Genomic DNA, 12,046 nt, shown 5'->3' with positions numbered 1-12,046 from the left:
TGGGGAGGCGTGGTCGAAGATCGCCCTCACGCTTACAGCAACGAGGAGAGCGGGAACAATGTCGGATGAAGTGGCGCGCGAGAACGGTGACTGTGTGCAGCATTGCGACGATCAAGATCGCCGCCTTCGAGCGGATTTCAACTGGGAACTTCTTCGTCTCTTTGTGCCCTTTTGCGACTGCCGCCGTGACTGCCGCATGAACCATTGCCGCTGCCTGGATTCTTGCGGGAAGATGATGCAGGCACGATCGGCGCTGCCATTCTGTCCGCATTCATTTGCGGATTCGAGTTCTGGGGCTTGATCCAATCAGACAAGATCGAGATCTACTTCCGCGTCGGCCACGCTTCGCAGGACCCGGGCGAGTTCGTGGGTGTCGAGCGCGCTGAGGTGTTGGATGAGCATCTCGCGGGTCTGCTCAACGCGGCTGGCGATAGCCTCCGGCGTGAGATCGCTCGGGGGTATGGACTGACGGAATGCCGGGTCGTTGATGACGGTGGCTGTCAGGTGTTCGGCGATCCAGAGCGGGGTGCGTTCCTTGATGACGAACGTGAGGTGGACGCTCTCGGTGGTGTCCTTGTTGTAGGGATTGTGTATCCACCCGCGTGGTAGCACGAGGACTTGGTGAGGGCTGAGGTCGAACGACATGCCGGGGCCGCTGCCGTTCCACTCCTCGATCCACTGGTCCTGCCATAGCTCCACCGTTGTCAGATGGGCGCGGGTGGGCTGGGCAGCCTTCGGTTTCCAGAGGTCCCAGGTCTTGGTGCCGGCGAGCTGGACGACGATGCTGAGGTATTGATCCCAGTGGTGTCCGAGCCCTTGTTGGCCTGCCGGCGTGACGAAGGCGGATACGTAGTTGGTGCAGCCGGTTTGACGCTGGATTGATCTGGTGACGGTCGCCATGGCCGGAAGCCACCGTTCCAGGTGCCGCATCTGGACGGTGTGGCCACGGTCGCGCGCTTGCCTCAGTTTGACCGGATCGAGCCGGTCGGCTGAGGTGAACAGGCGGGGATGACGCACGGTGTCGTTCTTGACGACGTTGACATCGGCCGGCGGAAAGCAGCCGCTGTCGAGCATGTCGATGATGGTGTTGGCGCTGATCACGCGGGTCAGCGCTCGGCCGTCGGCGGGAAGCATCAGCAGTTGAGGCGTGTCTGGCCACGCATGCATGAACTCTTCGGCGGCCTGCGAGTCGAGCAGTAGTTCGAGCGGCATCGTTCGTCTCCCCGGGAAGCTGCCGTACGCGGGTGAGGTTGGACTGGGCGTTGAAAGCCGAGCTGGGATGGCGGTTACACCGGTAGGTGCGCCTGCCGACGTCTCTGGCACGCGATGGCCGATTGGGCGGTATCGAGGGCGCCGTTGAGCGCGGCGATATGGGCCGCAGTCAGGTGTCCGAGAGCGAGGCCGCAGTCGGAGACCAGGTCGGTAAGTTGGTCGATCTGTCGGTTGGTGGCGATGCCGAGACGTCCGGGGTGGGCCAGGAGATCGCGGGCGGCGTAGCCGTCATTGGCGGCGTGGCGGATCAGGTTCGCGGCAATCTGTTCCCTGGCAGGGTGCCCGCTGTCGAGGGCATCAATGACGGTGAGGCCGAGCCGGATGTGGAAGACGGCGAGCCCGGACTTGGTGGGGCCGAGTGCGTGGTAGGCGGTCAGCGCGGCGGTCACCAGGTGGGGCGGGTCGTCGGCGGGCACGTATAGAGACAGGCAGGCGGTGACGGCGTCTTCCCATGGTTCGCCGGGTTGGGTTGCGCCGAGCATCGCGCGTGCCTGCTCGTTGCGGCCCGCCATGATGTGGGCGATGACGGTGACTTGTCGGCCGTCGAGCATGCGCGCCCCGACCCCTTTGTATCGGCTGAGGTGTTGGCTCGCTTCGTCCCATCGGCCGGCGGTGGCGAGGGCGTGGGCGCCGGTGCCGAGCAGGACGGTCCAGGCCCACGTCCGCGTTTTGAGGTGGGCCTCGGGTGTGTCGGTGATAAGGATGGCGGGGATGGTGAGGCCGTCGATCGTGGTGTCGGTGCGGGTGTCGATGGCCTGAAAGAGTGTCTCCAGCAGGGTCCAGGCGGCGGGGCCGTCGCCGGCGCGGATGTGGAGGCGTGCGAGGTTGACGACGGGTTCGAGCGCGTGTTGGGGGTCGCTGTCGTGGGCGAGAGCGACGGCGGCGAGCCGGTGACACCACGTTCGGGCCAGGTCGGGCAGGCCGCAGTCGGATGCGATGAGGGCGGCGAGGTTGAAGACGGCGGTCGCTGACGCCACGTTGCCGTGCTCCTTGGCGAGGTCCGCGCGTTCTTGAAGATCGGATACCCGCTGGGTCAAGGGCGTGCAGGCAGGCCGGGGCCGCGCGACAAGCGGGAATCTGCGGGCAATGATCGGGTTCATGAGGCACCGCCTGGTATGAGTTCGCCGTGCGTGGGGTCGGGGCCGAAGACGACGGTCTTGGCAGCGGTGGCGAGGGCCGCCTGTTGCGGGCCGGGGATGCTGCGCCGGTTCCACGCGAAGATCACGTGGTGGGCGAGGGTGGCTCGCAGGCCGCGGTGCAACTGGCCGGTCTGATTGATGCGCCGGAGGGCGTCGCCAGCGGACGTGTATGCCTCGATCACGGTGTCGTAGCCGGCCGACGGTGCTTGCTGCCTGAGAATGGCCGGGTCCACGGTGAGGAGCCTTCGTGCGGCGTTCAGCAGGGAATCGACACGGTCGGGCTGGGTCGGGTCTCGGTGGTCGGCGACGCGTGCCCACACGTCGCCTTGCTCGTACCAGTCGAGGCCGGCAGCTCGGGTCATCGCCGCCAGAAGAATGATCGATGTCTCGCGTTCACGGTTGGTCACGCGGCCGTTGTCGCGAGTCAGAAGGTGGCGGCTGTCGTGGTGCCAGAGCTGATGGGCGATGTCCATGGCTGCGGGGCCGCCGAAGGCGCAGGTCTCGGGCTCGTAGATGCCGGGGACGGCACCGCAGATTCGGCTGTCGCGGGTGAGCCGTTCCAGTTCGCCGGTCAGGTAGCGGTCGGCGTCCTTCGTCGCGGCAGCGGGGAGGTGGCGCAGCCGCCAGTCGCCTTTGCGTACGTAGAACCAGGTGGTGATGAGCTGGCGGGCTTCGGCTTCGGCCAGGATCGGCGCGAGATGTGTGCCGGCTGTCTGCTCTGCGGCATGGGGGTCAGGAAAGGTGATCGTGACCTGCCGCCATTCGGGTGCCGTCATCGGCGGTACTCCGCTCAGCTCAGGGCGAGGAAGGTGTCCCAGCCGGTGGCTGAGGTGCCGGTGGCGGCGGTGTGCAGGGCGAGCGCGGCTCCAGCCGTGCCATCCATCAGCTCGGGGTTGTGGAGGGCGTCGGCGGCGAGCTGATGGGTGAGTTCGGCGGCGAGGCCAGGCAGTTGAGCGGTGAGCTGGGCCGAGCGGTGCGGGTCGGTGCTGGTGGCGGCCATGCGGCAGGCGGCCTGGAGGAGCCCGGCTTTGCCGTGGCACAGGCCGATCTCGGGGAGTCGTTCGCGCTGGGCGGTGTCGTGGAGGACGGCGAGCATCGCGTTCTCCGCGTGCTGTTGACGGGTGGTGTCGCGTTGGGCGAGCCCGGCGAGTTGCTGGGCGCGGGCGATGCCGGGGGTGCCGTAGCACCAGGAGGGCCGGTGCCGTTTCGGGTCGGTGCCGGGGGTGACGTATCCCGGCCACCAGATGCCGGCGGGGTCGTCTTGGCGATGGAGATCGGTCCAGCGGCACAGTTCGGCGAGGGCGTTGCGGGCTGCGGGGGTGTCGTGGCCGTGGAGGATGGCGTGGGCCAGCAGGGCGATGGTGGCGCTGATGCCGTGGGCGGCGCCGATGTTGCCGTGTCCGTGCGGGAAGTCGGGGTCGGGTGTGCCGGCGAGCCCGGAGGGCAGCCACCAGGGAGGAAGAGCGGCGCTGTCGTTGAGGGGTTCGGTGATGCGAGCGAGGTAGCCGACCATGTCGTGGCTGATGGGATGGTCGGGGTGGGCGTGGAGGTGGTAGAGGCCGAGCCCGGTCAGGCCGTGGACGAGGTCGAACTCGTACATGGTCAGTGGTTCACGGCGGTCGATGCGGGCGTGGGCGGCGGCGAGGCGTTGACGGGTGAGGGTGATCGTGGCGGTGTTGAGGCTGGCGTAGGCGCGGCGGTAGCCGCCCAGCGAGCGGGCAATGTGGAGCATGAACGCCAGGGCGGGGGCGCCGTGGAAGGGGTCGGAGTTACGGCCGATGCTGACCGGTTCGCTGGCTGCGGCGCGGATCCAGCGGTGGGCGGTGGCTTCGTCGCCGTGTCCGGAGACGGCCCGTTCGATGTGCAGCAGGGCGATACCGACCGCGCCTCCGGCCAGCGATTGCGGCCGGGTCCGGCCGTCGGGTGACGGGCCGACGGTGGCGGGGTCGGCGAGCCCGGCCGAGATCGCCGCGAGTACATCGAGGGGGTTGATGGTGGTCGTGGGGGTCGTCATGGGGTGCTCCTTGTCGTCCAGCTCAGCGCGGCGGCGCGGGCGAGGTGCAGGCAGGCTCGTTCGCTGTCGAGGTCGAGCCCGGCGACGCGGACGTGGTGCAGGTGCAGCAGGTCGGGCAGCAGCTCGACCGGGGGGATGGCGCTGATCGCGGGCAGGTTGTCGCGCCAGACGGCGAGGGCTTGGCGGCGGTCGGCCCAGCGGTCGATCAGGTTTGCGCCGCCGGGCAGGGATGCCACGGCGCAGCGGTCGTGCGGGTTGGCCAGGCGGATCGCCTCGTTGTAGACGGGCCGTGGTGGTGCGGGCCGGTGCGCGCGGGTCCGGGCGATCAGCCATCGCAGGGCATCGTCCGGGTCGCCGATGACTGCCGTGACGAGGTCGACCATGCTCGCGGCGGTCAATGCCTGCCAGCCGGAGGCGGGACGTCGCCCGGTGACGGCTAACTGCGCGAGTACGGCTGCGGAGTCCGCCTCGAACACCGCTGTTGTCGCCTGGTAGGCGGCCGGGCTGCCGAAGCGTCCGGGCTCGCCGTAGTCGGTGTCCCATTGGACTCGGTGGGTCAGGTCGGCGTCGGCCAGCTTGCGCGTCCAGTCGGTGACGGCTTCGGTGGGCAGGCCGCTGATCCGTAGCCGCAGGTGCGGTTCGGGGTCGGCGTGGCGCAGGAACCACCACCTGCCCGCGTCCGGATGCTTGCCCAAGAGCCGGGGTAGGTGGGTGGTCAGGATGGTGGTCTGTTCCTCGGGCCGGGCGTAGATCTTCAGGTAGTGGTGGTCGCCGCCGGGCAGGGCGCCGTGGGCGCGGACATTGACGGTAGGGCCGGCGAGCCGGGGTGCTGGTGGTCGCGGGGTGGTGGCGATCAAAGGGATGACGATCTCGTGCCGGTGCCCGCCGATCCAGGCGTCGCCGTCGGGGATGACGCGCAGCAGGGCGGTGGGGTTGCGGGTCAGGTGGTCGCGCAGCAGTGCCCGGTGGGCGGGTTCGTGGAGGTCGAGGCCGACGGTCTGATCGCCGATTCCGAGTGAGACGGTGGCGGGGCAGCCGGTCGCTTCGCGCCAGGTGGCGAGGGCTTGGTCCCATCGCTGCCAGGCGGCGGTCCGGTCGGGTAGTTCGGAGGCGGTCAGGAGCCACCGTGCGGGGCTCAGGAGGCTTCGGCCGTACCGGAGCGCGGGCAGGAATGGCAGAGTTTTGGCTGCTGGTCCCCACTCCACCGGCGAGCACGGGGTAGCGAAGGCTACGGGTGCCTCAGCGAGGAAGCGGGTGAGCGGGTGGGCGTGCCGTACCGGCTCGACCGTGTTGACCGCGACCGGTTGGAGCGCCTGCTGGCGGGAGATCGACACCAGGTGCAAGCGGTGCCCGTCGGCGGTCACCGCGATGTCGTCCAAGCCGATCGTGCCCGGCGACGGTACGTGGTACTCGCCGACCGGGACCAGATACGGCAAGACCCGGGCGGCGCGGTTGACGTCCAGGCTGATGGTGTAGCGGGTGACCGCAGACAACTGAGCCAGCAACGCTCCGGCGCTAGCTGGTGGGCTGTCAGCAATACAGGTGGCCACCTGGCGCCGCGCGGTCCCGCCGAGCATGTCCAGGAACCTGCCCGCGGTCGAGAACGCCTGCTGGGATGCCCGCACGACCGACAGTTGGAAGTCGCCATCCGTAATGGCCTGGAGCGAGTCGGCGTGGACGCGCACGGTGAGTTCGGCGGTCGGCAGGATCTCTGTCGGTGCCGCGCCGGCCAGCTCCTCCAAGAGGGCGTCGTCGAGGATCACCTCGTGTTCATGGCGCAGGACGGCGTGTTGCGCCAGGGCGAGCAACCGCTGGTCCCGGTCGGTGAGTGCGGACGCCGTATCGGCGGGTTCGCCGGTGAAACCCTGCGGGTAGCCGATTCCCACCTGGGCATCGATCGCGTCCACGACCGGGACCAGGGCGTGCAAGCCGTACCGGTCCAAGAAACGTGCATGCCAGTCCCGCCACCCGGCCGATGTCGAACGGGCGAGGCGGGTCAGCGCGGCGGCGGCTCGGCTCGCCTCAGCCGTCACCGTGGTCGGTACCACGAGGTCACAGTCCAGCCGTAGGTCGATCCCGACCGCGTGTCCGGGGTGCATCAGGGTGACGGACTCGCGAAGGTCTCGCAGGTGTGCGTCAGCCGTCGCCTGGTCTGGTGCCCGATGGTGTCGGATTTTGAGGTCACGAACGGGACGGAGCTGATCAAGTAGATCGGCCACGTCGACGCCTTCGGCTGCGGCGGCCTCCACCTGGTCCACGACGTGCGTCAGGGGGTCGGTCTGGGTCGACGGTGGGCGCAGGCTGGTCAACAGCAGCCGCTGCGCCACCATCTGGCCGATCAATCGCTCTGCGCCTTCTCGCGGCACGCTGCCGTCGGCGGTCAGCTTGGCGATCAGATCGGCCCACCGGATCGGTGCAGTAGCCAACACCAGAGCAGCACGGATCACATCGTTGGCCGTGATCCGCAGATGGGCCGGCGCGCCCTGGGGGTCGCTCGTGGCAGCGCGGTACTCCAGCACCACCTTGCCTGCTCGTTGCACCAGGAGGTTGTTCGCGCACACCGTCAGATACGGGCGCAGCCGTGCGTCGGACTCCAGAGCGTCGAGGACGGCGGCAAGCCAGGACGCCTGGAGGCGCGCGATCCGCCGGTGCGCGGCACCCCATCGGATGCCGCCGCTGCGGCTTGCCGTGGCAGGGGCGATGCCCGCGAAGAGCCCGTACGGGGTGGCCCGGGTGGTGGCGCGCAGCAGGTAGCGCATGACCGCGAGCAGCACGCGCCGAGTGTCGGTGTGCGACAGGCTGCCGCTGACGGCGGCGGTGGCCCGCTCGGCAAGATCCGGGGAGGCGTGGGCCAAGGCCGCCGCGAATCCGGGAATCGCTAACGTCTCGGTCAGCCACGAGCGCCAACCGGCCGTCGGTTCACTGCCGGTCAGGTCGGGCCATCCGCCGAGCTGGTCCGGGCGAAGGACGGCGGCTCTGAGCATCAAGGCGTCGTTGACACTGCGGTACATGGCGGCCTCCCCAGGACGTGATCCTCTGGCAGTGGACGGGGAAGCCCAGCCCCGCGAGAATCCCCCCGGGGCCGGGCACTCCTGACTCCGATGTCGATGGCTCGCTCTACGACCTGGCCATGTGGAGCGGGCTGGCCAGTCGGGCGGGCCATCGACGGATGTGACAGGTCAGCAACTGGTGCAGGCCGACGCGCAAGTGCTGCCGCAGTTGTCCTCGGTCATCTTGATGATGTGCTCGACGGTGCCGCCGGCCTCGATGAACTCGATGTCGAGGTCGAAGTCGTCGGCAGTGCCGTCCTGGGTGTCGGGCAGGGCTGTGGCGAGTTGGGGCATGACAACCTCCCTGGTTGGGGTGATGGAGATTTCCCCGGCGCTGCTCGGCGTGGGCCGCTGAGGTGAGCGCCGAAGCTTTTAGGACCAGGCGACGGCGAGTACGCCGTGTCGCTTGGTGGTGTGCCACCCGGTCAGGCTGCTGGTGTCGGCGGTGTTCGGGCGGTACGCGATGTCGGCCGCGTTGCGCCGGTAGTAGCCGCCCGCCCAAGCGCGGATCATGGCGAGTAGCTCGCCGCCGACCTGCTCGGCTTCCGGGCCGTGGGCGACGACGCCTGTTTCGTAGCCGCTGACGGTGTCCGGATTCTCGCGCTTGATGCGGTAGGCGATGGTGCCACCGCGCACCAGCGCCGGGGTGCCGTTACGCACCGTCCGATCGACCACGCCCTGCTCGACGGCGGCCTGCGCGGCGTGCACCATCGGCAGTTCCGGACCGTTGGTCAGCAGGTAAAGCTCCAGCTCGTCGGGCATGTCGAACGGCGTGCCCGACCAGCTCTGCACCGGTTTGGTGTTGAGCGCCTTGCGCAGCGCCGGCACGTCGAAGGTGAGGGTGCTGTTCTGATCGATGCGCAGCCCGACGTCGGGGGTGACGGCGATCAGCTTCTCGGTGGCGGCGCCGTCGCCCTGCATCGGTACGAACGAGCCGAGCCGGTAGTTGCTGGCTGTCAGGGTCGGACTGTCCGCGATCCGGTCGAAGGCGATGAGCCGGGTGATCGCGGCGAAGCGCAGCGGGACGACGATTCGGCCGTCCGGGGTGAGCTGATCGAGCCAGGCGGGCGGGATGTCGTGGGCTCCGACCGTGACGATGATCCGGTCGTACGGCGCGTGTTGCGCCACGCCGTGCTCGGCGTCGGCGAGCACGACGTTGACGTGCTCGTACCCGGCCCTGGCCAGACCCGCGCGGGCACGGTCGACGACGTCGGCATCGATATCCACTGTCGTCACCGAGTCGGTCCGGCCGACGATCTCCGAGATCAGAGCGGCGTTGTATCCACCACTGCCGATCTCCAGCACGTTCATCCCCGGCCGCACGTCAGCCTGTTCGAGCTGGATGGCCTGGATGTGGGAGGCCGAGACCACACTGGTCTGCCGTCCTTCGGCATCGATCTTGGGCACCAGAGTGGTGTTGGTCTGATAGACCTTCTCCAGCGGCTCGCCAGGGGCGAAGTCGTGCCGGGGCACCGCGCTCATCGCCGCAGCAACGATGTCTGTGGTGATGAGACCCTCGTCGCGCAGGGCGGTCACCATCGCCTCACGCAAGGCAGCGGCGTCGTCAACCTGTGATGTCATCAAGAAATCCCTCTTGTCGAAAGCTGCCGGATTCATATCCGGCTCGCCCAATGAACTGTCTAACGTCCCCCAGGTGGGTCGCGTCTCAGCCAGGCATCCGATCACCGCCTAAGTCCTCGTAGGGTGTGCCGCCCGGAGTGGCGCCACCGGCGACATAGCAGACGGGGTACACCGATCACAGACGAGACGACTCGGTTCGGTCCTCCTCAACCGCCGTCGGCTGCGGCTCACGATCGGGTCTGACGACTTCAAGTGAGTTGATGTTGGCGATGGTGGTCGAGGAAGAGTTGGTAGTCCTGTACAGCGGGGAACGGTCCGGTGAGCTTTCCGGTTGCGCAGGGTCACCAGTTCGTAGGCCAAGGGCTCTCCTGTCGCGGGTCGAGGATGAGGAGGTCCCGGCTGACGCCGTTGTCGCTGTCGAAGCTGATCGCGACTCCAGCCCGGCCAACGCGGTCGACGGCGTTGCCGCGCCAGATCAGCTCGGAGTCGCGCAGCACGGCGAGGATCGTCGCGCGCTGGTCCCGGTTGGGGGTGTGCCAGCCGTAGATCTCCGCCGTGGCGCGGATACCGGCCTGGTCACCGTTCTCCCAGGGCTGGATGGCATCCATTTGGGAGGAGATGAGGCCCGGGTCGGTGTTCACCGGCGCGCTCAGCGCACCGGGCAGCCCGCCGGCAGGGAAGTCCTCGGTCGTGGCGGCCGGGTCGGCGGCGGGCTCGTCGCGCATGGTGATGACCCGTCCGGAGCCGTCGTCCGCCCGCCAGCGTCGGTAGTCGAACTCGACTGTCTGGGTGGTGCCCAGCCCGTCCGGTCCGATCGTGGTGTCGGCGGCCCACTGCCGCACGTCCAGGTAGGCGTACCGGCCACAAGCGGGCGGGTCGCTCGGCGCGGCGCTCACCTGTTCGATCAACGCCCGCAGGTGTGGGCAGGCGGGCTCGGTGCCGTGGGGAAACTGCACGACGGTGGGACCGGTGGGCGGCCGGGTAGGCGCGGGCGCTGCGGGGGTCCGATCGCCGGCGGCGGTCGGGCACTCCGTAGACGGGTTCGAGACCGCCGAGGACGCAGCGGCTGAGGTCGCGGGTGCCACCGTGCTGGTGGTGGACGGGCGGGTGATGGCAATGCCGCCAGCGACGCCGAGGACAACCACACCGGTGAGGGCGGCTGCGGTCACGCTGGCCCACCGACGTCGTGGTGCCGACGATCGCGTGGTCTGCGGATTGGCGGGGGCATTCACTTGGCCGCCTCCTGACCGTCACCGGCCAGCGGCGCCCAGGCGCTGAAGGTGGCACCGATACGGCCGGTGTCGGTCTGCGGGACGGCGCGCAACGCGACGGCCCGGTTGGTCGAGGTCATCAGGTACGGGGCTCCTTGCCTAGTGTTCGGGGTGTGGTCCGGCGGGCACGTGGCCCGCCGGGTTCATTGGTTGGTGTCGGGCTCGCCGAGTGGCGAGGGCTGGGGCACCTTGGCGAGCTGCACGATCGCGACGGCGGCCAGGAGCATCGTGGCCGGGCGGTCCTGCTGTTGGAGCAGGCTGCGCCACACGTCGGCGACCGCTTCGAAGTCGGTGAAACCGGTGTCGAGCTGGGAACGCACCGCGCCGGTCGTCTCGACCAGTCGGCCGAGCATCGTGCGGTAGTCGTGCTGGGCTGCCTCGACCAGAGCACGAGGCGGCGGTTCCCGTTTCGCGTCGTTACCGCGTGGGGCGGAGGGGACGCTCGACGTGACGTCAGTCATGGTGACTCTCCTCTCGATGGCAAGGCTCGGAATCGGGGAAATGACACGTGGGCACTGCTGTTCGGCCCGCAGCCGGTACTCGGGCGGTGATGCCGAGAAGCACCGGGCAGGTTGGAGAGTCCGGCGGCATGTCTTCGGGGTCCGGCCACCACCACTCGGCCGGGCAGATCGGGTCGTCCAGCTCGGACACCGCGCTGAACCAGTCGCGCAGCGCGTCCGCCGGGCGGGGGTACAGGCCGACGCCGAGGGTCTTCCACAGCGTGCAGAGCAGGTCCTGCGCGTTCCGGTCCTCGCCGTTCCGGGGTGGGGTGAGGTGGGTAGCCACCATCCAGCTATCCGGTGCGAGGCTCGCGGCGATCTGGGCGACGACCCACCACGGCGCGGCCGGCTCGTCCATGAGGTCGAGCACCCCGGGCAGCAGTACGGCGCAAGGTTCGGCGAGGTCGAGGAACTGGGCCGCTTCTCCGTCCAGGATGGTGCCGGGGTCGCTCGGGTCACCGTGGATCATGATGGCGGTCGGCTCGCTGCGGAGCGTCCGCTCGCCGCACAGCACGGCGGCCAGGTCGTCGGCGGCGTACACCACCCGCGCCTGAGGTGCCAGCGTGTGAGTGGGCCACATGGTAGGCAGCCAACTGCCGATCTCGACGAACTGCCGCACGCCGAGGCCGGTGAGATGTTCGACGGCGCGGACCCGGAACGCCACCGTCTGACGGACGATGGTTTCGATCATCGGATAGGTGTCGGTGAATGCCTGCCAGTGGATGCGATCGGCCTCCAACGAGTGCATCCCGCCGAGGGCGTGATCACGGACCCGGTACAGCGCCGGCTTGTCCATGTCCTCAGCGCCGGGCCGAGCATCGCCGGCCCAGCCCGCTCGCCAGTTTCCGAGGTAATCCCTCATGGTGTTTGTGCCTCCCTCACAAGAGCCGGGTGCGGCGGGTGGCCACCACACGGGGTTCACCCGACCCATCGGCCGGCAGCCACGGTCGCCGGGTTGAATGCCACGCCGCCGCTGGCGAGCGCTCGAAGAGGTGGCGCTGGCGTCGGGAAACCGAAGCTCTGCCGCACCTACGCCGCCCGTGGGTAAGGGCTCGACGATGAATTAGCTGGTCGGCGGTTTTCATGATCGGCTCGTTGGGTTTGGTGTGATGAGTGAGGATGCCTTGGCGGTGAAGTTGGCTGTTTTGCGGCCGCATCTGGATGAGCGGCAGTGGCGGTTGCTGCTGGGTGCCGAGGCTGTGGCGATCGGCCGTGGCGG

11 protein-coding genes are annotated in these 12,046 nt (G+C 68.9%); all 11 read right to left on the bottom strand.

Going from position 1 to position 12,046, the window contains the following annotated elements; all coding sequences use genetic code 11:
• Positions 1 to 306: 306 nt before the first annotated feature.
• A complete protein-coding gene (locus AB0O15_RS13915) occupies positions 307 to 1,212 on the bottom strand; it encodes a cupin domain-containing protein (RefSeq protein WP_364318177.1) in 906 nt (301 codons plus the stop codon).
• A gap of 74 nt (positions 1,213 to 1,286) precedes the next feature.
• Complete coding sequence (locus tag AB0O15_RS13910; RefSeq protein ID WP_364318175.1) at positions 1,287 to 2,372, bottom strand: hypothetical protein; 1,086 nt, start codon at positions 2,370 to 2,372, stop codon at positions 1,287 to 1,289.
• Positions 2,369 to 3,187 (bottom strand): thiopeptide-type bacteriocin biosynthesis protein, encoded by an 819-nt coding sequence (locus AB0O15_RS13905; protein ID WP_364318174.1) that lies wholly within the window; start codon positions 3,185 to 3,187, stop codon positions 2,369 to 2,371. The genes AB0O15_RS13910 and AB0O15_RS13905 overlap by 4 nt, the downstream gene beginning before the upstream one ends.
• A gap of 14 nt (positions 3,188 to 3,201) precedes the next feature.
• Complete coding sequence (locus AB0O15_RS13900; RefSeq protein WP_364318172.1) at positions 3,202 to 4,425, bottom strand: lanthionine synthetase C family protein; 1,224 nt, start codon at positions 4,423 to 4,425, stop codon at positions 3,202 to 3,204.
• Positions 4,422 to 7,436 (bottom strand): lantibiotic dehydratase, encoded by a 3,015-nt coding sequence (locus AB0O15_RS13895; protein ID WP_364318171.1) that lies wholly within the window; start codon positions 7,434 to 7,436, stop codon positions 4,422 to 4,424. The genes AB0O15_RS13900 and AB0O15_RS13895 overlap by 4 nt, the downstream gene beginning before the upstream one ends.
• A 168-nt stretch (positions 7,437 to 7,604) precedes the next feature.
• Positions 7,605 to 7,769 (bottom strand): FxLD family lanthipeptide, encoded by a 165-nt coding sequence (locus tag AB0O15_RS13890; RefSeq protein ID WP_364318169.1) that lies wholly within the window; start codon positions 7,767 to 7,769, stop codon positions 7,605 to 7,607.
• Between the two features lie 78 nt (positions 7,770 to 7,847).
• Positions 7,848 to 9,056 (bottom strand): methyltransferase, FxLD system, encoded by a 1,209-nt coding sequence (gene fxlM / locus AB0O15_RS13885; RefSeq protein WP_364318167.1) that lies wholly within the window; start codon positions 9,054 to 9,056, stop codon positions 7,848 to 7,850.
• 341 nt (positions 9,057 to 9,397) lie between these two features.
• Complete coding sequence (locus AB0O15_RS13880) at positions 9,398 to 10,012, bottom strand: hypothetical protein (protein ID WP_364318165.1); 615 nt, start codon at positions 10,010 to 10,012, stop codon at positions 9,398 to 9,400.
• Between the two features lie 272 nt (positions 10,013 to 10,284).
• Positions 10,285 to 10,407 carry a hypothetical protein gene (locus AB0O15_RS13875; protein ID WP_364318164.1) on the bottom strand — a complete coding sequence of 41 codons (123 nt, stop codon included), beginning with the start codon at positions 10,405 to 10,407 and terminating at the stop codon, positions 10,285 to 10,287.
• 63 nt (positions 10,408 to 10,470) lie between these two features.
• Positions 10,471 to 10,788, bottom strand: a complete 318-nt coding sequence (locus AB0O15_RS13870) for a hypothetical protein (protein WP_364318162.1) — start codon at positions 10,786 to 10,788, stop codon at positions 10,471 to 10,473.
• A complete protein-coding gene (locus tag AB0O15_RS13865) occupies positions 10,781 to 11,689 on the bottom strand; it encodes an SAM-dependent methyltransferase (RefSeq protein WP_364318160.1) in 909 nt (302 codons plus the stop codon). Before AB0O15_RS13865 ends, AB0O15_RS13870 begins: the two co-directional genes overlap by 8 nt.
• Positions 11,690 to 12,046 lie beyond the last annotated feature (357 nt).

Source organism: Actinoplanes sp. NPDC089786 (assembly GCF_040684855.1).
GTDB lineage: Bacteria > Actinomycetota > Actinomycetes > Mycobacteriales > Micromonosporaceae > Actinoplanes.
This window is presented reverse-complemented; position numbering and strand designations above follow the sequence as displayed.

Coding starts and splice junctions, on each gene's coding strand:
- AB0O15_RS13870 (WP_364318162.1), bottom strand. CDS start 10,788: ATGACTGACGTCACGTCGAGCGTCCCCTCCGCCCCACGCGGTAACGAC.
- AB0O15_RS13865 (WP_364318160.1), bottom strand. CDS start 11,689: ATGAGGGATTACCTCGGAAACTGGCGAGCGGGCTGGGCCGGCGATGCT.
- AB0O15_RS13895 (WP_364318171.1), bottom strand. CDS start 7,436: ATGTACCGCAGTGTCAACGACGCCTTGATGCTCAGAGCCGCCGTCCTT.
- AB0O15_RS13875 (WP_364318164.1), bottom strand. CDS start 10,407: ATGACCTCGACCAACCGGGCCGTCGCGTTGCGCGCCGTCCCGCAGACC.
- fxlM (WP_364318167.1), bottom strand. CDS start 9,056: ATGACATCACAGGTTGACGACGCCGCTGCCTTGCGTGAGGCGATGGTG.
- AB0O15_RS13900 (WP_364318172.1), bottom strand. CDS start 4,425: ATGACGACCCCCACGACCACCATCAACCCCCTCGATGTACTCGCGGCG.
- AB0O15_RS13910 (WP_364318175.1), bottom strand. CDS start 2,372: ATGAACCCGATCATTGCCCGCAGATTCCCGCTTGTCGCGCGGCCCCGG.
- AB0O15_RS13915 (WP_364318177.1), bottom strand. CDS start 1,212: ATGCCGCTCGAACTACTGCTCGACTCGCAGGCCGCCGAAGAGTTCATG.
- AB0O15_RS13890 (WP_364318169.1), bottom strand. CDS start 7,769: ATGCCCCAACTCGCCACAGCCCTGCCCGACACCCAGGACGGCACTGCC.
- AB0O15_RS13905 (WP_364318174.1), bottom strand. CDS start 3,187: ATGACGGCACCCGAATGGCGGCAGGTCACGATCACCTTTCCTGACCCC.